This window comes from Janthinobacterium sp. OK676 (assembly GCF_900103595.1).
Lineage (GTDB): Bacteria > Pseudomonadota > Gammaproteobacteria > Burkholderiales > Burkholderiaceae_D > Janthinobacterium.
Map to the genome: position 1 here is coordinate 1 of NZ_FNHA01000020.1, position 22,467 is coordinate 22,467.

The window sequence follows — 22,467 nt, forward strand, 5'->3', positions numbered from 1 at the left end:
GCCATCACGGCCAGCACCCTGAACGGACAAGGCGGCAAACTCATCGGCAATGGCGCGCTGCGCCTCGACGCCGGCAGCATCGACCACCGCGACGCGACCCTGGTGGCGCAGCAGGTGACGATCCAGGCGGGCAGCCTGGACAACCGTGGCGGTCATCTTGTCCAGACCGGGTTGGGACAGACAGACGTCAAGGTGAGCCAGGCATTGAACAATGGCTTGGGCGAGATTGCGAGCAACGGGATGCTGGCCATTCACGCTGCTACGCTCGGCAATGCTGGCGGCCAGATCAGCGCCAATCAAGGCGCGAGCATCGATGTTACTTCAGTTTTCGTCAATACAGATGGTGTCATCGCGGCAGTACAGGATTTGTCGCTGAGTGCAGCTTCCATCGACAATCAAGGCGGCAATCTGCGGGCTGTTGGCGGCGATGTCACCTTGCAAGCCACTGACTTTGGCAACAAGGGCGGCAGCGTGTATGCCGGCCATGACTTGAAATCGACTGTTGTGAACCTGAGCAACAGTGGCAGCTTGTATGCGGCCGGTAACCAGGTCCTGCAAGCCAGTGGAAGTGTGGAAAACTCAGGCGTGATCGCGGCCCTGGGCAATACGGATCTACACGCTGCCAGCTTCCGTAGCCAGGGAGCGGCGAGTCTGTTGGGAGCGGGTATTAAGGCGGACGGCACGCTGTCCAATTCGGCCTACTTGAACATCACCGCCACCCAGGAGCTGCTCGCCGGGGGGCAGAATCTGGCGACCGGCAATGCCATATTCGCCGGTGCTTCGGTGGATATCAGCGGCAGCAAGACGAGCGCCGCCAATATCACGCTCACCGCCAATACCGGTAACGTAACGACCAGCAGCGCGGTCGTCAGTGCATCGGGTGCGTTGACAGTCAATGCGGGCACGCAGGATGGCCAGAGCTGGGTTAACCGCATGGGCGAGGCGAGTGCCGGCCAATTGTCGGTACACGCGGCCAACCTGGATAACAGCAAGGGCACCATCATCCAGTCCGGCACCGGCGATGGCGCCATCAGTGTGAGTTCGGTGACAGGCATCCTGGACAATACGGGCGGGCGCATTGCCGTCAATGCCAATAATTTCAGTCTGACTGCCAAAACGCTGCTGAACGTCGACGGAAAAATGGAGCATGCGTCCTCCGGCATTTTTGCCATTGGTGCCGGCAGCTTTACCGGCGACCGCGGCTGGATCACGTCCAACGGCTCGGTGAAAATCGATGCAGGCACGTTCAATCATGGCGGCGCAAGTCTGGTCGCCCGCCAAGTCAGCATCGAGGCGCAAACGCTCAATAATGCCAAAGGCAGCATCACCCAGCTGGGCACGGTGCACAGCGATATCAAGGTCAGCGGACGGCTCGACAATAACGAGGGCGTCATCGCCAGTAATGGAGACATCGCGATCAAGGCTGGCGACCTGGATAACCGGCTCGGCACCTTGCAGGCAGCTGGAACTGCGCAGCTCGATCTTGCGATTACGGGCACCTTGGACAACCGCAAACTGAACAGTGCGGACAAGGGCTTGATCGCAGCTGGCGGAAAAGTCTCCATTACTGCCGGCGAGCTCTTAAATCAACAAGGTAAAGTAACGGCTGGCACTACTCTGGAGGTGGGCGTCGGGAACGGTATCGAGAATGCCGGCGGCCTGTTGGCAGCCACAGGCAACGTCATCGTAACGGGCGCCTCGCTGAACAATGCTGGCGGCACGCTCGCGTCTGTCGGCGGGAATGTGCAGGCCACGCTGTCGGGGCTCATGCATAACGCCAGCGGCAAAGTCCAGGCTGGTGGCGATGTGATCCTGAATAACCACGGCTTGACGAACAGCGATGGCGCGAGCATTACCGGGCGCAATGTAGCTATCGATAGTAATGGCCAGGAGTTGAATAATCGCCTGGGAACGATTGCGGGCACGCAGAGCGTCAATCTGCAGACCGGCGCCATTCTGAATGCCGGTGGCCGCATGCAGGCCGGCACTTCGCTGTCCGTGGATACCCATGGCCAGGTGCTGAACAATGCGAATGCCGGCAATATCACCAGCGGCGGTACTGTCAATCTTGCGGTGGGCAATGTAAACAATGCCGGTGGCTATATCGGCGCGGCCGGCGCCATCACAGGCCATGCCGGGCAGATCGATAACACGGCCAATGGTGCAATCGTTGGCCAGTCCACCCTGAATCTGACTATCGGCGGCTTGAACAATCAAGGCGGACAAATTCAGGTGCTTGGCGATCTTGGCTTGAATACGGCTGGAACAATTGCAAATCAGCAAGGATTGATGCGCAGCGGCGGCAACGTCACCCTGAGCGGTGCCGCAATCGACAATAGCAATACGCAAACGAGCAACCAGGGCATCGAGGGTATCAACCTCGCGCTGACCGCATCCAATGTCATCAACAGTCAGGGCGCTTTGCGCGCCGACAATAATCTGACGCTACTCAGCTCTGGTGTCATTAACAATCAAGGACTGATCAGTGCGGGGAATGCGCTGAGCATCCGTGACCTTGGCCCCGCACGCAGCCTGTCCTTCAGCAATAGTGGCGGTACCGCAATTGCCGGTAAGAATCTTGAGGTGCGTGCTGCCAGCCTGAGTGGCGATGGCAGTCTTTTGTCGCAACAGGATTTGACCCTGGATTTGTCTGGGAACTACAGCCATGGGAATGGCGGCAAGATTACAGCCAACGGCAACGCCAGCATTGTGGTTGGCGGAAACCTCAGCAATGCGGGCGTGTTGCAGGCTGGCGGCTTGCTTGACTTGCGTGCCGGCAGTCTCGACAACGCGATGGCTGGCGATATCCATGCCACAACAACCCGGGTGAGTACTTCCGGGACCTTGAACAATCGCGGCCTGATCGATGGCATCAATACGGAAGTCAATGCGGGGGTCCTAAATAACGTCGGTTCCGGTCGCATTTATGGCGATCACCTGAGCATTGCCGCAGGCGCCATCGACAACAATGTGGAAGCGGGCCAGGCCGCCGTCATCGCGGCCCGTACGCGTCTGGACATCGGCGCGCAGACGATCAACAACAATGAACATGCGTTAATTTTCAGCGGTGGCGATATGGCGATCGGCGGAGCGCTGGATGCCAGCCGCTTTGCGGTAGGGCAAGCTGTCCAGTTGACCAACGCCAGTGCGGAGATCGAGGCGCTGGGCAATATGCGGCTCGATGTGGCGCGTGTTGATAACCTGAACAAGCATTTCACCCTGCAATTGGGGGCGAATACGGTTGAAGAGATCGTTGAGTACCAAGTGAAGGGTGAAGAAGGGCGCCGAACCACGATTCCTTTGCCTAACTGCATGGGGCCAGGATGTCAGAAGTGGCGCGGTGATTACATCGAGTTTACCGAATACGGATATACGCGTACGACCACCAACAGCACTATATTGACCTCTGATCCAGGAAAGATCGTGGCCGGGGGGAGTCTGACTATTTCATCAGGTACTGTTTTTAATGAAAACAGCCATATCATCGCAGGCGGATTGCTGAGCATTACGCCAGGTGCGCTGGTGAATAAATCCGCAGAAAGCGTTTCCAAAGTCACTGAAAGTGGTTACGCCGATCGATATCGCATTCCAACCGAAATCGGTGGCGGCATGGATATACCAATGGAATCGGTGCCTGAATTGCTTGGTAGCGAACTTTATACAAGGGAAACTGCAGGTCAGGCGGCACCAGTTACTGCCGGACGCGTCGAGGGCAACACGGCGGTAAGCGCTACTGGAACGAGACCGAATGCCGTTGCTGGCATAGGCGGCCTGTCAGGTACCAGCGGCGCAGGCAAGGCCAATGCGGGTGTCAGCCTGGCTGGCGTAGCGCAAGGCGGCACGGGCGTGGCCACGGTGCAAAATGTCAATGGACAAGGTGCGACGGCTGCAACGGGGGCGGGGGCGGTCAATTCGACCGATCGCGCAGGATCGGCCGGCCAGGCAGGCGATGTAGCGAAGGCGGGGGGGACGACAGTTGCTGCGGTGCAGGGCGGCGCGGCGCATGGCAGCGTCGGCCTGTCGCGGGCATCGGACGTGAGCACGGCTGCACAAGGCCGTGATGCCAACAACACTGCCAAGCTTGCTGATAGCGTCAAGGGTGGCACGGTCAGTGCTGTCGGCGCCGCGACGGCAGGCAATGCGAACCCGCTTGTTACTGCAGACGGCAGCGTCGATGCAAAAGCGTTGGAGCGCGCTGCAAATGGCAAGGCACCAGGTGCGACCATGGGCGCGGCCGGCATTGATCATAGCGACCGGGCGGGAAATGCGGGCAGCGGCGGTTCTGTTGCTGCGGTCGCCGGCGTTGCCGCTGGCTCTGCAAATGGCGGAACGGTGGGCGCGGTAGATGCAAAGAATTTTGAACCAGTGTCAAATGGCAAGGCGCCCGGTGCAATTACGGGCACCGGAGCCGTTAATCGTAGCGATCGGGCAGGCGATGCGGGACGCGGTGGTGCTGTTGCGGCGGTAGCTGGCATTAGCGCAGGCGCGGCGAATGGCGGTGCGGCAGGCATGGCCGACCCATCGGCACTTGCCGGTGCCGTCCATAGCGGCGCTGCTGGAACGGTGGCTGCGGTCAATGGACCGCATGCCAGCGACCGCACGGGCAGTGCGGGCCAGCCCGGCTCGATTAGCGTAGCCAGCGGTGCCAAGGCGGAAGCGGCCAGCGCTGCGGCGGCGGGAAATTCGGCCGGATCGTTGGCCGGTGCCGTGGTCGGCGTGGCAGCAGGCGAAGCCGTCAACGCCGCATCCGGGGCGAACACCCCTGCCGGGACCAGGGTACAGGCAGTTGGCCAGGTCGCATTGGCGAGCCCGTCCGGCCGCGCGCAAGTGGTGCGTACGACCCTGCCATCGATGCAATTGCCTACCGCCAGCCTGTTCAAACTGAGTCCTGCGCCTGGCGCGCGCTTCCTGGTTGAAACGGATCCACGTTTTACCAATCAGCGTGAATGGACCGGCTCGGATTACATGCTGGCACAGGTACAACTGGATCCGTCCGTGACGCAGAAACGCCTGGGCGACGGATTTTACGAGCAACGCCTGGTGCGCGAGCAGATTGCACAGTTGACGGGCCAGCGTTTCGTCGGCGACTACACCGGCGATGAAGAGCAATACAAGGGCTTGATGGATGCGGGTGCAAACTTTGCCAAGCAATGGAACTTGCGCCCTGGCGTGGCCTTGACTGCCGAGCAAATGGCGGCCTTGACCAGCGATATCGTCTGGCTGGTGGAGCAGGATGTCACTTTGGCCGATGGTTCGACACAAAAAGCGCTGGTGCCGCAGGTGTATGTGCGCTTGCGCGAAGGCGACATAGACGGAAGCGGTGCGCTGCTGGCAGGCAAGGACATTGACATCAATCTGAAGGGAGACCTGACCAATAGCGGTACCATCGCGGGGCGCGACATCGTCCGCCTGACGGCGGAGAACGTACAAAACATGGGTGGGCGCATTGATGGCGATGCCGTCGGCATCGCAGCCCGGAACGATCTCAACAATATCGGTGGCGCTATTTCTGCCAACAGTGAACTGATTGTCACTGCGGGCCGTGACATCAACATCACATCGACGATCAATACCAATACCGGGCGTCAAGGCGATGCCGCGCTGACGGGCACGGGCATTGGTCGGGTGGCGGGCCTGTACGTGAGCGATGAAGGTGGCACGCTGGCTGCTTCGGCCGGCCGCGACATCTCCCTGCTGGCCGGCGAGATTAACAACAGCGGCAAAAACGGCGCTACAGTGATCAAGGCGGGCGGCAACCTGGCCCTGGGAACCCTGACGACTGGCGATAATGCCAATCTGGTTTGGGGTGGGGACTACAGTGCGGGCAAGGCTGGCACTTCCCAGGAAACGGGCAGCACGATTACCGGTGCCGGCAGCGTGAGCATGAATGTCGGGGGCGACATCAATTCCCGTTACTCGAGCGTGCAGGCGGGTACGGCCCTGGCGGTGATTGCAGGCCGGGATATCAACAATAACGGTAGCACCTTCACTGCCGCCAATCACTTGCAGGCCAGCGCGGGCCGCGATATTAATCTGGTGACGACGACCGTCAGCGACTCTCATGTACGGATGGATGGCAGAAACACCATCAGCGACAGTAGCACGGTAGTCGACAAGGTGGCTGGTATGTATGTCACCGGCAGTGGCGAGGGCAACACCTTGATAGCCCAGGCGGGACGCGATATTACCGTGACGGCAGGCGTCATCGCGAATGCCGGCGTGAATGGTCAGACTGCTTTAATCGCAGGCAATAACCTGAACCTCAATACGGTCACCGTCGCCTCAACGCACAACGAAGTGCGCAATAAGGACAATTACAGCAAGCAGAGCAAGACCAGCGAAGTGGGCAGCCAGATCATGGGTGCCGGCAATGTCAACTTGCAGGCGGGCAATGACCTGACGGCGCGCGCGGCGGACGTGCAGGCGGGCGGCACCTTGGGACTAGCGGCGGGCAATGACATCAGCCTGGTTAATGGTTTGCAGAACGAAGTGAGCGATGTCGCCAGCAAGTCGACGAAAAGTGGATTCTGGAACAAGACCACCACCATCAAGCATGACGTGGTCGATACCACCACGGCGATCGGCACCTCGCTTGGCGGCAGCAGCGTGACTGTGCAGGCGGGACGCGATCTGCAGGTGACGGGTTCGAGCATCTTGAGCGACGATGCGACGAAATTGTTCGCGGGTAATAACATCACGATCGACGCGGCGACCAATACCGTGTACGAACTGCATCATTCCAGCACCAAGAAAAGCGGCTTCATGAGCAGTGGCGGCATTGGCTTCAGCTACGGTACCAAGACCACGACCGTAGACCAGGAGCGCGACGCCACCCTGCAAAGCGGCGAGGCGCGCAGTTCGATCGGCGCCACGGGCGGCGCGCTGACGATGGTCGCCGGCAATAACGTGACGATAGGCGGCAGCGATATTCTTGCCGCGACGGACCTCGACATCATTGGCAAGAGCGTCACCATCAAGCCGGGGCAGGACAATGAGAAGGGCAAGTTTGAAGTCAAGACCACGCAGGATGGCTTGACCCTGGCCCTGGGCGGCAGCGTGATCAGCGCCATCCAGACCCTGCAAACCATGAGCAAGGCAGCCAGCACCGCCAAGGATGGCCGTGTCACGGCAATGGCTGCGGCGACCACGGCGATGGCGGCGAACGGTGCGGCCAAGGACATGATGAAGGAAGGTGGGCCAAGCATCAGCATCAGCCTGACGGCGGGCCATTCTGAAAGCATACAGACGCAAACGACGGCCAGCACCACGCATAGCGGCAGCGTGCTGACGGGTAACAATATCAACATCACGGCCTTGGGCGGCGGCAAGGATAGCAATATCAATATCCTGGGCAGCGACCTGAACGCGAAGAACGATATCCGCCTGCATGCCGATAACAATGTCAACTTGCTGGCGGCGCAGGATACGGAAAGCCAGCACAGCAAGAGTTCGAGCATGAGCGCGTCGGCTGGCGTGGCGGCCAGCGTCAGCACCAAGGGCATGTCCTTCGGCTTCACTGCCAGCGTCAGCGGCAGCAAGGGGCATGAGGACGGCGATGGCACGACGCAGCTCAACACCCATGTGAATGCTGGCGACAAGCTGGTTATCACAAGCGGTGGCGACACCAACATCAAGGGTGCCGTGGCCAGTGCCAACCAGGTCATTGCCGACATCAAGGGCAATTTGAACCTGGAAAGCCTGCAGGACACGGCCAAGTTCGACAGCAAGAGCCAGAGTTTCTCCGCCAGCGGCACGGTCGGCTATGGCGCCAGTTTCAGTGCCAGCTATAGCCAGAGCAACATGCACAACGACTACGCCAGCGTGCAGGAGCAGAGCGGCATCAAGGCGGGCAATGGCGGCTTCCAGATCACGGTGGGCGGCAATACGGACTTGAAGGGCGCCGTCATCAGCGCCACGGAGGCGGGCAAGCTGGACAGCAGCCTGGCCACCGCGACTCTGACGCACAGCGATATCGCCAATCATGCGATTTCGAAGGGCAGCAGTGTGGGGGTGTCGGGTGGAATGTCGTTCGCAGGTACGGGGCCTAAAAACGATAACCTCACCAACGTCGGCGGTGAGAAGGATGCCAAAACCGCAGGTTTGCCAATTATCGTGGGGACTAGCGAAAATTCCAGCAGCACCACGCGTAGCGGCATCAGCGGCGGCACACTCGTCATCACCGATGACGCGGCCCAGCGCTCGGCGACGGGCAAGGGGGTGGAAGAATCCATCGCGGGTGTGAACCGCGATGTGACGACCGGAGTGGATAGCAGCGGCAAGATCGGCAATAATTTCGATAAGGCCAAGCTGCAGGCAACGATGGATGTGACTGCGGCATTTGCTGCTGCGGCGGCAAATGAGGTGGAGGATTACGCCAAGGGCAAGCTGGCGGAAGCATTTAGTTTGAAGGATGCAGCGTTTCGTGAGCCTGACGAGACGAAAAGAAAAGAAATGTTGCTCCAGGCAGCAAAGATTGAGAGCGATTGGGCTGAGGGGGGCACTTCCCGGCTGCTGGCCTCCACGGCGATTGGTGCGCTGAGCGGTGGTTTGACTGGCGCAGCAGTAAATGCGGCTGGCACCGGTGCTTCTGGCTTACTCAATCGTCCAAAATTACCGGATTCTTTCAAGTCGTTGTCATTAGAGCAGCAGGCTCAAATCGGGTATATAGGAGCTGAGCTAGGCCTCAATGCGTTTAGTTCACCTGACGAATATAAAGTATTGAAGGAAGTGACTGATCTGCAGCACGACCCTTCATCGCAGGATATTTCGCCCGCTGAAAGACTGCGTCGAGTAGACAATTATTTGAGCTTACGGGGGGCAACAGCTGAACAAATTGCGGATATCCATGAATCGTATGTGCGGGCAGGCTTCATTAAAAATCCTAATGTAGAGGTACACACTGTTCCTGCTTCGGACGTTTCGAATGAAAATTTATCAGATGCGAGCAGTGCGAAGCCAGACGCATTCTTGCTATCTCGATATCTCGACAAAGGTTCCCAGCATGTCGGGTCTGTGGTCGAAGAATTTGGTAATTTTATTGAGAGTAAGCCAGCCGCGAAACTTGCCTTGGAAGGGGCGGACTTCATGGCCGGACCTGTGATCTTTGGTGTCAAGCGGGTTCCCGTAGTAGAAAAAATGATCGACAAGGTGACAGGGGAAATGACTGATCTCCTTGCTGGAGGATTTGAGAGAGCAGGTTACGTAGGCAGCGATGTTCAACATGGCGCCAATGGCACTACTGTTATACTGTCGGTTGGCATTGGTGGCATTGTTGGTGCGGTAAAAAAACTTGGGAAATCCATTGATTTTTCGCGCAATACTGCTCAGGTAGCAGAGCGAACTATCGACACTAGCTCAATTCCTATACGAAATGCGGAGTTGATTGGCGCGGATGGAAAAGTCATAGCGCGCCAGAATCCGTTGACCAATGCATGGGAACAGACTGTACCTGCCTTGTCGAAGGATGGGGTAAATAGTGCATCCGTTGCAGACTCAGCAGCGATACGCGCGCGGGTACTCAGCAATGTCGCAGATAGCCAAGCAGCACGAGCGTCGTCACAATTTGAGCAGTTAGGCCGCTATGAGACCGCATATAATTTCTATGCAAATGCTGGCTTTAGCGCGGATCGAGCTGCAGGCCACTTGGCGGGAATCGACTTTATGAAACCGGTATCACTTACAGAACTTATGCCGGGCACAAACTATCTGCAGTATCCGATGGGCGGAAAAATGGGTAATTATTTCGCGACACCTGGTACTCCAGCAGAGACCATAGGTATCAATCCCGCGGGACGTGTGCCGACGCTTTACACGCCAACGACTGCTGCTCCAGCATTACGGAGTACGGCCGCTGATATCCTTGATACGTGGACGGTACCAAGTCAGCCGTATATGACGCAAGGTGGCGGGATACAATTCTTTGTGCCGAATAAAGGTGTTTTTATAGAGGTGCCAAAACCATGAGCAGACAGCAACTTTTAAAGCTTGGCAGGCATAAATGCGGTATGTTACTTGCCCAATACCCAAGTAGCACTGCACTTTTGTCGGTGTCACGACAAATCGAGTATCTCATTGGAATAGATAGCGGGTCTGTCACCGACAGGTCCCGGCTCAAAGAGATTACTATTGGGGTCATTACCGCAAGAGAAATCGAGCCATTAGACGATGATGCAGCCGAGACGTTCTACAAAATTGCGAGTGAAGCAAGACAGATGTAACTATAGATGTCAAGGAGCCGGGGGTAGATACCGTATTGAATGACAGGTTCTTTTGCCTAGTAACAAAGGGGGCGGGGTCAGGTTCGCTATTCGTACAAGATCTCAGGCTTGGGCGTCTCGATCTGCAGCAAGTTGCGCTTTATTAAATGCCGATAAGGCCCGATTGACTGTCCGGCTCGAGACGTGAAAAGCGACCGCGATATAAGACATGGTAAAAGCGGTAGACAGATAAGCGCGTGCCATCGCCTCGTCTCTATCACAGTTACGGATTTGGTATTGCGCTAATGACGGTGTCACTGCTCTGCGTTGCGGCCTCGGCGTATTTTTGAAGTTCTCGGAACGCTACGATTGCTGATGTGCCGACACAAGACTTCATTGCACAGAAGAAATTGGTGACGAGTGTGAGTGCGCAGACTGGTTCCATTAATCCTTGGCGTGACAAACCGGCAATGACGGATTTTTCTGGTGAGGGTATTTTTGAGGGTATCGGCAACTGAATGGTTTGAAAAGCGCGGAAAAATCAAACGTTTACCCACCTCATTGACCATCGAGTGGGAATAATTTTTAACCCGGCAGCGTAAGGTAACGCCGGGTCAATGAAACAGCCAAGCCACTGACTTTTAAGGGTTTTTGTCCGCCATGTCCTGCGGCAAAGTGGCATCGGGTAGTTTCGGGCAGTCTCGTCCCGTCTGTATCAGTTGCCGGACGATTTTGGCCGGTACAGCAAACGAGACAGCGTGAAATTAACTCCCAGGGCGGCCACGGAACCCGCCGCCACCGCGGTCCATGGCTGCGCCCGTGCGTACGCCATGGTGACGATGCACAGGGCATATACCGCGTAGTTGACCAGGGCGCCCAGCGCCATCAGGCCAATGTAACGCAGCCATTCGGCGCGGCTGGCCCGGTTGGCGGTGCGGAAGGTGTAGTGCCGGTTGCAAAACCAGGTGAAACTGGCTGCCGCCAGGAACGAGAAAATGCGCGCCTTGTACGGGTTCGTGGCTACCGTCCGCAGCAATACTTGCAGCACGCCCGCATCGATGAGGAAGCCCAACGCACCGACCAGGCAAAAGCGGACAAATTGGCTCATCTCGGGCGTTGTGGCGGGGCGATTTGCAGGTAGATCAGACGTTTGATTTCCTGGCGGCCACGAGTGACGGTGTCGAGTATGAGTCCACAGGCAGCCGACAGCGCTGCCGTGATGCCCATGCCCGTTACCAGCACGGCGGTCGGGAAGCGCGGCACCAGGCCCGTTTCCGCGTAGGTGATGAACAAGGGTATGGCCAGCAAGGCCGCCAATACTGCCAACAGCGCGGCGATGGCGCCAAAGAATGCGAGTGGACGCTCCAGCCGGAACAGCTTGACTATCATCAGCAGGATGCGCACGCCGTCGCGATAGGTGTTTAATTTGCTATGCGAGCCAACGGGACGCGATTTGTACGCAGATGCAATTTCATCTACCGACATGCGCAGTTCAAGCGCGTGCACCGTCAGTTCGGTCTCGATTTCAAAACCGTTGGCGAGGGCGGGGAAGGACTTCACGTAGCGTCGTGAAAACACGCGGTAGCCGGACAGGATGTCGCTGAAGGAACGACCAAACAGGCGCGCCACGCACTCGGTCAGCAGCCAGTTGCCGAGCCGGTGTCCGGCCCGGTACGCCGCGACTTCTTCGGTGATGCGACGCGCCACCACCATGTCGAGTTGATTGGCGAACAGGCTGTGCAGCATTGCCGGTGCGCTCGCGGCCGCGTAGGTGTCGTCGCCGTCGACCAGCACGTAGGCATCTGCTTCGATGTCGGCAAACATGCGCCGCACCACGTTGCCCTTGCCTTGCAGCGGCACGTTATACACCACCGCGCCATTTTCCCTGGCAATTTCACTGGTGCGGTCGCTGGAGTTATTGTCGAACACATACACGGTGGCGCCAGGGAGGGCCTCCACGAAATCACGGACTACGGCGCCGATGGCGACTTCTTCGTTGTAACAGGGAATGAGGACTGCAATTTGCTGCTGTTGGATCATTAAGTTGTTCCTGTGGGGGGGGTAGTCATGGGGCGAAAGCGTACCGAGGAAGGCCTGCCAGTGTGAAGGGGGCATCATGCACCGCGCTTGACGCGATGATACGCATCATCAATAATTATAGTTGATAATTTTAGTGTACTGGTGAGCATACGATGACCCATCTTGTTGTGGCAAATTCATGATGGATAAATTCGGCTATGCCGCCCTGCATTACCTGACGCTGCTGGCCTTCCTGTTCTCAAGCTGGGGTTATGGCCATTTCCTGCTGCGGCGTTTCACGCGACCGCCATTGCCGTCGATACCGGCATCCGAATCAACCGTTTCCGATGGCCCCTTCCTGCACGCGTACAGCGCCATGGTCGGCATCGGCATGTCGATTTGCTTCCTGCAATGGCTGGCAATTGCGGGTCAATTCCGTCACGCGCCAGTGCTCGGCATCGTAGTGGCTGGCGCGCTGATGGGTGCCGTGCAGCTACGCGCGCTAGGCCCATTGGCCTGGCCGTCGTGGGGCAAGCGCTGGCGCGCCGCCAGCTGGCCCTTGCGTGGCGCCGGACTGATCATCGCATTGCTGCTGTTACCCACGCTGCTCGCCCCCCTGTGCCCGCCACTGGCGTGGGACGAAGTGATGTATCACTTGCCGCATGCCCAGCAGTGGGTACTCCATGGCAAACTCACGGTCAACGCGTGGCTGCGCTATCCATTGTTTCCCTACAATATCGATGTGCTGTTTGCCGGCGGCATGCTGATGCAGGACGATGTGATGCCACACATGCTCAACGCGCTGATGGGCTGGCTGGCCACCTTCCTGGTGTATCAGACCGGCAAGCGTCATGGCGGTGCCGGACTGGCTTGCCTGGCAACCATCATTTTCCTGGTGTTGACGCGCTGGGACTATGACAGCGCGATGATCGACCTCGGCGTGACAGCCTTCATGTTTGCCGGCTGCCTGGGTTTTGTGCGCTGGATGGAACAGCCGCGGCAACTTGGCTGGCTGGCCAGCGCGGCATTTCTGTTCGGCGTTGCAGTGGGCGCCAAATACCAGTCGCTGACGGTGCTGCTGCCGCTGGCCGTGGCCTTGTTGCTGCGAACCCGCAAACCCGGTGCCTGGCTTGTGGCCAGCTTCAGCCTGCTGCTACCCTGCATTTACTGGTACGTTCGCAATTATCTGATGACGGGCGATCCGTTTGCGCCTGTCGGCGGCAAACTGTTCGGCTTCACGGACTGGAATCCGGGGGATTATGCCGGACAATTCATCGACCTCAAAATGCATGCGGACTGGCCGCACTTCGTGCTCTGGCCAGCCTTGCTAGCACCCTTGGTTCCCGGCCTGCGACAATTGCCTGTGGCGCGCGCGGCAATGATGCTGAGCGCGTATGCGATGGTGGTCTGGTATCTGACATCGCACTATGCGCGTTATCTGATGCCGTATTTTCCCATCCTTGCATTGCTTGCGGCGGCTGTGTGGCGCTGGCTGTTCATGGCCGGACTTGAAAAGATCGGCGGGTTGGCAAGATCGCCGGCGCCTGTGCGCATCGCTAATATTCAGCGTCGCGCGGCTGCGACCCTGGCGGTGTTGACGCTGCTGGCGTTGCTGCCGAATGTCGCCAACAAATGGGCGGGCAACTGGGCCCTGATCGCACCGACCATGGCGGCGCGCGAAGCGATCCTGGAACGCAAGATCACCGGCTACCCTGTGCTGGCGTATTTGCGCCAGCATCCGATGCGGCAAACCTACCAGTTTGGCCTGGAAGATGCGCTGTACTACGCGCCGTTGCAGACGTCGGGCGACCATTTCGGACCGGGCCGTTACCGCGATTTCGCCACGCTGACGCCGGCGGCCTTGGCGGCAGCCTTGCGCGAACGCGGCAACGATAGCATGCTGGTGCATGCCACGCGCTGGCCGGGTATTACCACTCAGGCGGGCTTCGACCAGTCGTTTGCGCTGGTGTATCAGGACGGGCCGGTGGCGCTGTACCGAATTTTATAGGTCTGCAATGCTTTATCTTGGCGCCTGATTTTTCAAGTTTTTTTCCTTGCGGGGCAAGCGACAGGCAAGGCAGGGCAGGGGACTAACAGGCGGGCGCAGGGCCAGGCAATGTGGCATTCCAGCTGACCGCGTGGGCCCCGGCCTAGGTGCCGGAAGCGACGGGGACTATGCCTGCGGTGTGGCCCAGTAATTGCGGCATGAGTACGCTCGTACACGTGGATATGGCCATCATCGTGGTAATGGTGGCGCCGTACATCGTTTTCACGGCATGGCTGACGGCACGTTCGCATAGCCGCACGGCCAGGGAATTCATGGTCGACGGGCGCAGCCGGCCACCGTGGTCGGTATCCGGAGGTTGTCCGAATTCATTGGAGATGCCACGCTCTGCGATGAAGACTTGGGCGCGCTGCACGCCTGCTTCTTGCATGGACAATATCGCGCCAGGCCTATCCTGGCCAAGCCAGGTCAAGACCATTTTGCTGATCGCGGCGCTGTCGCCGGAAGGTGATGTCGGTCAGCAGGAGTCGTATTCACACCATGGTGTCAAGGAAGGTCAATTTTCACCAGGGATGAGGAGATGAAGATGCATGAATTGCTGAGCTCGAATCGGCGATTGATGGTCAGCCAGAATCAACCCGCGTGGACGAGCTGCGATTTCACGGTCACGGTTGCAACTGGAATATTTCCCATGCAATTGGAATATGAGGACAATATGTTCAGGGAAAGCGTTGCGCGTATGAGCAGTTTATAGGGGGACATTGCATGCTGCTCCTTGCGCCGCAGTGTAGCGGCATGCACCGCCACGCTGCAAGTCCGATCACGGCCATGCAACGGCAATAATGCCGGGTTGCCAGCCTGGGCACGAAGCCTAAGCCATCTGCCCCAGGCTGACCAGCCGAGCCAGGGTCTCCTGCGCATTCATGCTCGTGGCCAGCTTGACGGCGTTCATGCCGCGGCTGTCCACGGCATCGATGCGGGCGCCGTGTTGCAGCAGCAGGTCGAGGATGGCGAGGCGGTTGAACATGGCGGCCATCATCAAGGGGGTCTTGCCATCCGGGCTGGCGCCTTCCACATGCGCGCCGTGCTGGAGCAGCAGTTCGGCGATGTCCTGGTAACCCTTGTAGGCTACGCCGGCCAGCGGCGTCTGGCCCTGGTCGTTGGGGACGTTGGCGTCGGCGCCCGCTTCGAGCAGCAGGCGCGATGTTTCTACGTGGCCATGGTAGCTGGCCAGCATGATCAGGCTGTCGCCCTTTTCGTTGCGGAAATTGACCGGCACGCCCTGGGCAAGCATGGCGCCCAGCTGCTGCGTGTCGCCTTCGCGCACGAGGGCAAACAGGCCCTGGATGAATTCCAGGGTTTCGGCATCCATCGCTGGCGGGAGTTTTCGTGCGTCGGTGTTCATCGTGTTCTTTCTGCGAAGGTTAAATGGATATTGCGGTATTGGCCGGGAAGTGTCAATTGTACGAGTCCCGCTCCTCGTGAGAGACAAATGCGGCGGGTGCTCTGCTTGTAAATTTCCTTTATTAAACTATATTGGAAAATGATGTGATTTTTATATCATGTCAGTTATTCCGATTCGGAAATTGAATACTTCCAGAAAATCAAAAGGGGGGACGAGTCATGAGTGCGATCTTAGAAAAGAAATCCATCGACAAGCCGGATGAAGTGCGCCCATTCAAGGATGGCGCCGGCCGGATGGCTGTCTTTACGCTGGGCGAACAGACGATGGGGCGCGGTGAATTTGAGCCTGGCTGGCGCTGGAGCCTGCATGTCAAACCGATTGTGGGAACCGATTCGTGCCAGGCAGCGCATACCGGCATGGTTCTCGAGGGGCGGATGGTGGTACGGATGAATGATGGCGCTGAAATGGAATATGGACCGGGTGACGTCTTCTATATGCCGCCGGGGCACGATGCCTGGGTGGTTGGCAACCAGCGTTGTGTCCTGTTTGATGTCACTGGCGTCGCAAGGTATGCCAAACCGCAATAAGGGCGGCAACTGAAGACGCCGTTCACACGCCCGCCGCCAGCGCCTTCTGCCGCGAAGCCAATGCGGCGCCGATGAACAGGGCGATGGCCGACGCGATCAAGCCCCGCTCCAGTCCGGCGGGGCCGTCGGCGATCCAGCCGACCGCGATGGGGCCGGCGATCTGGCCCAGCGCGAATACCGTCGTGTAGGCGCTGATGCCGGCCGTCCAGGATTGTTGCGGCAGGTTATGCCGCACGAGGGCCGTGGTCGACGCCACCACCGACAGGAACACGGCGCCGAACACGAGTCCTGAAAGGAACACGACGGGCGCAAAGCTCGTCAGCGCGGGCAGGATGGTGACCGCGCCCAGCACGCCGTTCAGGATCGCCAGCGATTCGCCGCCCTTGTAGCGGTCCAGCATGTGCGCCCAGATGCGCGACGACGCCACCACCGCCAACCCCAACAAGGTGTAGAACACGGTGATCAGGGTGGCGCTCATCCCTTGCTGCTTGAGCAGAGCGATGACGAAGGTCATGTAGCCGATGTAGCCGACGCCAAACATGAAGTAGCCGGCCAGGCTGGGGGCAAAGTCGCGCCAGGCGAAGCGCCGCGGCGTGTCGAGGGCGCGCGGCGCTTCGCCGATCGCCTTGGCCGGCAGTGCCATGATGGCGGTGGCGAGCAGGCAGGCGAGTCCCAGTGCCAGCCACGGCCATTGCCAGGCGTGCGCGGCGCCATGGTCTTGCGCGGCGGCCAATGCGGCCGGCACCAGCAGGGCCGACAGCGCGATGCCGAAGCCCGTGCCGCCGTAATACAGGCCGATGTAGAAGCCGGCGCGCTGGCTGTGCATGGAACCGAGCCGCGCCGCCAGCACGCCGCCGGCGATGAAAATGAAGGCGCTGGCGACGCCCGCGCATACGCGCTGCAGGAACAGGGTGGCCGTGTCGCTGACGAGGCCCGACATCAGCATGAAGATGCTGGCCAGCACGGAACCGATGATGAGCAAGCGCCACACGCCCAGGCGGCGCATCAGCGCCGGTGTGGCCAGGGCGCCTAGAAAATAGCCGAGCGCATTGAATGTGTTCATGGCCCCGGCCAGCAGGTAGGACCAGCCCAGGTCGGCACGCATGGGCGGCAGCAGCAAGCCATAGGAAAAGCGCGACAGGCCCAGGGCGACGGCGGCGCCCAGCGACAGGGCCAGCGCCGTGGCCAGCGGATGGGACGGGGAATGATCGTGTATCGGCATGGCCTGAGACCCATCCAGGTAGGGGATAGCGTGCGGTGGAAGTGGCGCGGACGACACGCTTTTTTACTGCTAAGTTAATGAATCGGAACGGGGAAGTCAAGCAGGGTCGCGTCTGTATGTGGCGGACAACAATGCAATCTTCGCCATCGTTACTTTTGGAGAGAATTGTGAGACTTGCAATCTCATATAATTGCAATCAGGAAATTAACTTGCCAAAATTCAATTTTGCGGCTTATTCCTGATCCTCCATATCTAAAGGGCACTATGAACAAGAATAAACCTGGCGCGTTGTTGATCGCAGCGCTGATTGGCGCGGCGTTGGCTGGCTGCGCTTCCGAATCGTCCCAAGCCCTGGCTGTTCCCACAGTCGCCAGCGCGGCCCGTCCTTACGTCGGTCCCCGCACCCTGATCGCTGTCGGCAAGTTCGACAACCGCTCCAACTTCATGCGCGGCATCTTTTCCGATGGCGTCGACCGCCTGGGCAGCCAGTCGAAAACGATTTTGATTGCGCACCTGCAGACGTCCAACCGTTTCAACGTCCTCGACCGCGACAACATGGCCGAGCTCAAGCAGGAAGCCGACTTCAAGAAGCAAGGCCAGAACATCAAGGGCGCGGACTTTGTCGTCACGGGCGACGTGACCGAATTCGGCCGCAAGGAAGTGGGCGACAAGCAATTGTTCGGCATCATGGGCCGCGGCAAGACGCAAGTGGCGTATGCCAAGGTCACCTTGAACGTCGTCAATATCGCCACGTCCGAAGTCGTGTTCTCGGCCGGCGGCGCCGGCGAATACAGCCTGTCGAACCGTGAAGTGCTGGGTTTTGGCGGCACCGCCAGCTATGACGCCACCCTCAACGGCAAAGTCCTGGACCTGGCCATGCGCGAAGCGGTCGAGCGCCTGGTGGCTGGCGTCGAAGCGGGCGCATTGCGCAAACAATAAGGTATCCCATGAAAACAATGATGAACAAGGGCGCGGCCCTGCTGGCCATGCTCGCCTGTGCCGCCCTGACCGGTTGCGCCACGCAATCGAAGACCCTGTACCAGTGGGAAGGCTACCAGCCGCAAGTGTATGAGTACCTGAAGGGTGAAAGCCCCGAGCAGCAGATGGCCGCCATGGAAAAAGACCTGCAAATGATCGCCGCGAAAGGCAATCATGCGCCGCCGGGCTTCCATGCCCACCTGGGCATGCTGTACTCGATCGCGGGCAAGCCGGAGCAGGTTGCCGCGCAATTCGAAGACGAGAAGAAACTCTTCCCGGAATCGACGCCGTACATGGACTTCCTGTTGGGTAAATTGAAGAAAGGCGAGAAATTATGATGTCGCGCATGTTGAAAATGGCCCTGTGCCTGGGTCCCGCCATCTTCATGGTCGGTTGCGCCACCAAGCAGGCGGCATACGATTACACCGCCTTCAAGGCAGCCAAGCCCCGCTCGATCGTGGTCTTGCCGCCGTTGAACAATTCGCCGGAAGTCAATGCCGGCAACAGCGTCTACGCGCAAGTAACGTATCCGCTGGCCGAAGCGGGTTACTACGTGCTGCCGGTGGCCGTGGTCGGTGAAACCTTCAAGCAGAACGGCTTGACGAACGCCGCCGATATCCACGGCGTCGATGCCAAGAAGCTCAACGAGATCTTTGGCGCCGATGCGGGCCTGTACGTGACGATCTCGAAGTACGGCACGACGTACGCCGTGATCGACAGCGTGACGGTGGTGTCGGTCGATGCCAAGCTGGTCGACCTGAAGACGGGTACCTTGCTGTGGCAGGGCGCGGCCAGCGCATCGAGCAATGAAGGCAACAACAACAGCGGCGGCGGCCTGATCGGCGCCCTGGTGACGGCGGCCGTCAAGCAGATCATCAATACCAGCACCGATGCCAGCCATCCGCTGGCTGGCACGGCGAATGCGCGGCTGCTGTCGGCTGGCGTGCCGAACGGCCTGCTGTATGGTCCCCGTTCGGAACGCTACCTGGCGCAGTAACTGTAATACCAGGCCCTGCACTGTTCAGGGCCTGTCGCCTGGCCGGCGCCGGCTCCAGAACGGCGCCGACGGCCAGCGCGTTTCCTGGCCGTAGCAGTAGGCCAGGTGGCGCTCGTATGCGGCGCCGATGGCCGCCAATTCCCCATTGTAGTGTTGACAGGCTTGCAGCTCTCCCTGCAGCGTGCGGTCGGCTGCCTCGGCCGCGGCCAGGCCCGTGTACAGGGCGTTGAAGATGCCTTGCGACGACAGTGGATCGAAGCTCAGGGCCGCGTCGCCGACGGCGAACCAGCCTGGGCCCGCACCGGCGTCCAGGCTGGCCGTATGGGCGGGCGTGGCCATGGCTTGTGTATCGGCCGCATAGCCTTGCCGCTCCAGCAATTCCCCCGTGGCGGGGAGCAGGCGCGCCGCCGCTTCCAGCCAGCCAGCGTCGCGCAAGGCGCCGCTGGCGAGCAAGTCCCCATCCGTATGCAGGGCCAGCACGCGGCGCTGGCCGGGCAGGGGCGCGCTGTACCACCAGCCGTCTTCGCAAGCTTCGATGTGGGCTAAGCCCCGCGCGGAGGGCGTGCGGTCATGCCCGTATTGCCATACCGAGACCAGCCGGTCGCCGCGCTGGCGCCGTGCCCCGATTCCGCGGGCCAGCCGGGCGCTGCGTCCCGTGGCGTCGATGACGATGCGCGCGGCCGCGTCGCAGGGGCCATGCTGCGTCCGCAGCCGTACTCTCCAGCCGCCATCTTCCTGCGCGATGCCCGCGACTGTGGCCGAGGTCAGCAGGGCGGCGCCGCGCCGGCGCGCTTCGTCGCGCAGCCACCGGTCGAAGGTGCCGCGCGCCAAGTGCCAGCCGTGGCCATCGGGATCGCTGAGGAAGTGGTGTTGCGTCCAGGCACCGTTCCACCACGCACGGTTGCCGTGGTAGGGCGCATGGCCCTGGCGCAGGAAGGCGTCGAGCAAGCCCATGTCCTTCAGCAGGCGCGCGGCGGCCGGCGGCAGCGATTCGCCGATGCGCGCCTGCGGCGCGTCCAGCCGGTCGACCAGCAAGACCCGGTGCCGCCCCGCCAGGTTCAGCGCGGCCGTGGCGCCGGCCGGACCGGCGCCGACGATGAGCACGTCGGCCTGCAGCACGGTCACAAGCGGTGCCGCTGCAGATGGCGCGCTTTTTCCGTGCCTTCCAGGTCGACGTCGACGAACTCGTCCGGTATGGCCGCCGCCGCACGCAGCTGGTGCTTGCTGGCTACCGGCGGCGGCAGGTTTTCCACCTGCAGGAAGGCGGGGAAGCCGGCCACGTCCGTGGGGCCGGGGCGCACCTCGACCACGCCCACCTGCGCCAGGTCGGCGATCATGTTGTTGATCTGCTCTTCATAGCTGATGTTGCCCAGCGGGCGTATCCACGCGGCGCGCCGGGCAAAGGCGGCCAGGCGGTCATCGATGGGCACTTCGCGGTTCATCACCGCGTCGTAGGCCAGCTTGCTCATCACCTGGTTGGGCACGCGCGCGGGCCAGAACGTGGGCACGTAGGGATCGTAGTCGGACTGGTAGCCGGAGCGGCAGCTGGCCGTGTCCGTCTGCCATGGCACGGCCATCCAGCGCGTCACGCCGCCGGCGATCTGCGCCGAGCAGGGGCTGCCGATATTGTCCGGCGTCAGGACGGCGCCGTAGTCGGGCTCCACCCAGCCCGGCGGCCGGTGCGCCAGGCGGAACGGCGCGCTGTACATGCTGGCCTGGCGCATGGGCCAGGTCATTTCGCAGCCGGGGTGGAAGGCATCGGCCAGGCAGAATTCCATGGCCGCGCGCAGCAGGGTGTCCGGTTGCTGCGCCACGTCCACGTCGGCCAGGCTTTGCGGCGGCACCTTGCCGGGTGCGTAGTCGTCCGTGAACTTGCCGTCCGCCCATTGCTTGAGGAAGCACAATTGCAGATTGCTCAGCGCGCAGTTCTGGCGCGGCGTGTCTGCCGGCGGGATGGCCATCGCGTCGCCATACAGCCACGGCCACGGCGATGGCGCCCAGGCGTCGCGCTCGAACTGACGGAACTGGTTATAGATGACGTTGCGCCACTCCCTGCGGCTTGCCGACGGGCTGGACAGGCGCGCCATCCACTCGTCGCGGCTGAACGGCGTGCTGCCGTCCCAGCCGAAGGCGGCCGCGAAGCCCGCATTGACCCATTGCAGGTTGGACAGGCGCTCGAAAATGGGGCGGATATCGTCCTGGAACGAGGGAATGGCAGGCGCGGCAATTTTTCCTTCGGAAACAAACAAGTCGCGCATCAAGTCCCACATGGTGCGCACGGATTTTTGCTGCGGCGCGTAGTCGGGCGGCGCGACGACCACCCAGGCCATGTCGACGGGCAGGGCTTGGCCCTGGTAGCGCACGGTGGCGCAGACGGGGCCGTCGGCCGTGTCGTCGTACCAGCCTTCGTTGTTGGCAAACGTGATGGCGCGCGCGCCATTCCACGAGGCCGACTTGCCATGGCCGCCCAGCACGATCAGCCGCCCCATGGCGTCCGTGCGCAATTCGCCCAGGTAGACGGGCGTGCCCAGGAAGCTGCCGCTGTCGAAGGTCACGGCCGGCTGTTCCTTGCCGTTGATCTTGCGCTCGCCCGGCGTGATCGACAATTGCGCGCGGTCGGTGACGGCCATGTTGCGCAGGAACGAGGGCTGGGTGACGTGCGCCTCGGGAATATCGAGCGCGATCTGGAACTGGTACCACGCCGCCTTGGTGTTGGCCAGGGTGACGGACCATTCGATGTCGGCATTGCTGGCGTTCAATTCGGCCACTGCCACGCCGGCCGCATTCAGGCCATAGAGGCGAAAGATCGCCGCCTGGCGCTTGATGGCCCCGGACGCATCGCGGTAGTAGCCGGCAGGCCGCGCCGCCGGTTCCGGCACCTCCGGTCCCAGAAAGTATTCGTGGGGGCTGTTGCCCACGCGGGCAATGCCGATGGGCGGATAGATCGCCGCCTTGACGATGACGGTATCTTGGGAGGAACTGGACATGGCGCGCCTTTCCAGATGCATGAAGGGAAGGAAAATATACCGCATAAAAAATGCGCCAAATGCGCACATAG

Annotated in this window: 14 protein-coding genes; 8 read left to right on the forward strand and 6 right to left on the reverse strand. The window is 60.4% G+C overall.

Translation table 11 applies throughout. The features are described 5' to 3' along the window. Positions 1-192 precede the first annotated feature (192 nt). Together BLU39_RS27120 and BLU39_RS29275 are read left to right on the forward strand one after the other, a co-directional pair. Positions 193-9,963, forward strand: a complete 9,771-nt coding sequence (locus BLU39_RS27120; RefSeq protein ID WP_217635118.1) for a hemagglutinin repeat-containing protein — start codon at positions 193-195, stop codon at positions 9,961-9,963. 41 nt (positions 9,964-10,004) lie between these two features. Continuing rightward, positions 10,005-10,217 carry an immunity protein Tsi6 family protein gene (locus BLU39_RS29275; RefSeq protein WP_092719313.1) on the forward strand — a complete coding sequence of 71 codons (213 nt, stop codon included), beginning with the start codon at positions 10,005-10,007 and terminating at the stop codon, positions 10,215-10,217. 694 nt (positions 10,218-10,911) lie between these two features. Here BLU39_RS29275 and BLU39_RS27130 read toward each other — a convergent pair. Together BLU39_RS27130 and BLU39_RS27135 are read right to left on the reverse strand one after the other, a co-directional pair. Then, positions 10,912-11,304, reverse strand: a complete 393-nt coding sequence (locus tag BLU39_RS27130) for a GtrA family protein (protein WP_092719315.1) — start codon at positions 11,302-11,304, stop codon at positions 10,912-10,914. Further along, complete coding sequence (locus tag BLU39_RS27135) at positions 11,301-12,236, reverse strand: glycosyltransferase family 2 protein (protein WP_092719318.1); 936 nt, start codon at positions 12,234-12,236, stop codon at positions 11,301-11,303. The genes BLU39_RS27130 and BLU39_RS27135 overlap by 4 nt, the downstream gene beginning before the upstream one ends. 178 nt (positions 12,237-12,414) lie before the next feature. Between BLU39_RS27135 and BLU39_RS27140 the strand changes: the two genes are divergently transcribed. Both BLU39_RS27140 and BLU39_RS28440 read left to right on the forward strand, forming a co-directional pair. Continuing rightward, a complete protein-coding gene (locus tag BLU39_RS27140; RefSeq protein ID WP_092719321.1) occupies positions 12,415-14,223 on the forward strand; it encodes an ArnT family glycosyltransferase in 1,809 nt (602 codons plus the stop codon). 197 nt (positions 14,224-14,420) lie between these two features. After that, complete coding sequence (locus BLU39_RS28440; RefSeq protein ID WP_139178504.1) at positions 14,421-14,804, forward strand: hypothetical protein; 384 nt, start codon at positions 14,421-14,423, stop codon at positions 14,802-14,804. A gap of 287 nt (positions 14,805-15,091) precedes the next feature. On the opposite strand, the gene BLU39_RS27150 is transcribed toward BLU39_RS28440, so the two are convergent. Continuing rightward, on the reverse strand, positions 15,092-15,625 hold the full coding sequence (locus BLU39_RS27150) for an ankyrin repeat domain-containing protein (protein WP_092719328.1): 534 nt from the start codon (positions 15,623-15,625) through the stop codon (positions 15,092-15,094). 218 nt (positions 15,626-15,843) lie between these two features. Between BLU39_RS27150 and BLU39_RS27155 the strand changes: the two genes are divergently transcribed. Beyond that, entirely contained in the window at positions 15,844-16,212 is a 369-nt protein-coding gene (locus tag BLU39_RS27155; RefSeq protein WP_092719330.1) for a cupin domain-containing protein, read from the forward strand. A 22-nt stretch (positions 16,213-16,234) separates the two neighbouring features. Here BLU39_RS27155 and BLU39_RS27160 read toward each other — a convergent pair whose 3' ends face one another. After that, positions 16,235-17,434 (reverse strand): YbfB/YjiJ family MFS transporter, encoded by a 1,200-nt coding sequence (locus BLU39_RS27160; protein ID WP_092719335.1) that lies wholly within the window; start codon positions 17,432-17,434, stop codon positions 16,235-16,237. Positions 17,435-17,698: 264 nt separating this feature from the next. On the opposite strand from BLU39_RS27160, the gene BLU39_RS27165 reads away from it, so the two are divergent. The 3 genes from BLU39_RS27165 to BLU39_RS27175 are packed head-to-tail and all read left to right on the forward strand — an operon-like array spanning position 17,699 to position 19,409. Beyond that, positions 17,699-18,373 (forward strand): CsgG/HfaB family protein, encoded by a 675-nt coding sequence (locus BLU39_RS27165; protein ID WP_046684981.1) that lies wholly within the window; start codon positions 17,699-17,701, stop codon positions 18,371-18,373. A 17-nt stretch (positions 18,374-18,390) separates the two neighbouring features. Beyond that, on the forward strand, positions 18,391-18,750 hold the full coding sequence (locus BLU39_RS27170) for a DUF4810 domain-containing protein (protein ID WP_198511281.1): 360 nt from the start codon (positions 18,391-18,393) through the stop codon (positions 18,748-18,750). A 47-nt stretch (positions 18,751-18,797) separates the two neighbouring features. Continuing rightward, the gene (locus tag BLU39_RS27175) at positions 18,798-19,409 is read left to right on the forward strand and encodes a DUF799 domain-containing protein (RefSeq protein WP_232731366.1); all 612 of its coding nucleotides are present in this window, start codon (positions 18,798-18,800) and stop codon (positions 19,407-19,409) included. A 24-nt stretch (positions 19,410-19,433) separates the two neighbouring features. Here BLU39_RS27175 and BLU39_RS27180 read toward each other — a convergent pair whose 3' ends face one another. Then, positions 19,434-20,534, reverse strand: a complete 1,101-nt coding sequence (locus tag BLU39_RS27180; protein WP_092719341.1) for a tryptophan 7-halogenase — start codon at positions 20,532-20,534, stop codon at positions 19,434-19,436. Continuing rightward, complete coding sequence (locus tag BLU39_RS27185; RefSeq protein ID WP_139178506.1) at positions 20,531-22,396, reverse strand: LodA/GoxA family CTQ-dependent oxidase; 1,866 nt, start codon at positions 22,394-22,396, stop codon at positions 20,531-20,533. Before BLU39_RS27185 ends, BLU39_RS27180 begins: the two co-directional genes overlap by 4 nt. Positions 22,397-22,467 lie beyond the last annotated feature (71 nt).

Bases quoted from the DNA above. Each gene is read 5' to 3' on its own strand.
- BLU39_RS29275 (WP_092719313.1), top strand. From the start codon at position 10,005: ATGTTACTTGCCCAATACCCAAGTAGCACTGCACTTTTGTCGGTGTCA.
- BLU39_RS27140 (WP_092719321.1), top strand. From the start codon at position 12,415: ATGATGGATAAATTCGGCTATGCCGCCCTGCATTACCTGACGCTGCTG.
- BLU39_RS27155 (WP_092719330.1), top strand. From the start codon at position 15,844: ATGAGTGCGATCTTAGAAAAGAAATCCATCGACAAGCCGGATGAAGTG.
- BLU39_RS27165 (WP_046684981.1), top strand. From the start codon at position 17,699: ATGAACAAGAATAAACCTGGCGCGTTGTTGATCGCAGCGCTGATTGGC.
- BLU39_RS27130 (WP_092719315.1), bottom strand. From the start codon at position 11,304: ATGAGCCAATTTGTCCGCTTTTGCCTGGTCGGTGCGTTGGGCTTCCTC.
- BLU39_RS27175 (WP_232731366.1), top strand. From the start codon at position 18,798: ATGGTCGGTTGCGCCACCAAGCAGGCGGCATACGATTACACCGCCTTC.
- BLU39_RS27150 (WP_092719328.1), bottom strand. From the start codon at position 15,625: ATGAACACCGACGCACGAAAACTCCCGCCAGCGATGGATGCCGAAACC.
- BLU39_RS27185 (WP_139178506.1), bottom strand. From the start codon at position 22,396: ATGTCCAGTTCCTCCCAAGATACCGTCATCGTCAAGGCGGCGATCTAT.
- BLU39_RS27170 (WP_198511281.1), top strand. From the start codon at position 18,391: ATGATGAACAAGGGCGCGGCCCTGCTGGCCATGCTCGCCTGTGCCGCC.
- BLU39_RS28440 (WP_139178504.1), top strand. From the start codon at position 14,421: ATGAGTACGCTCGTACACGTGGATATGGCCATCATCGTGGTAATGGTG.
- BLU39_RS27135 (WP_092719318.1), bottom strand. From the start codon at position 12,236: ATGATCCAACAGCAGCAAATTGCAGTCCTCATTCCCTGTTACAACGAA.
- BLU39_RS27160 (WP_092719335.1), bottom strand. From the start codon at position 17,434: ATGCCGATACACGATCATTCCCCGTCCCATCCGCTGGCCACGGCGCTG.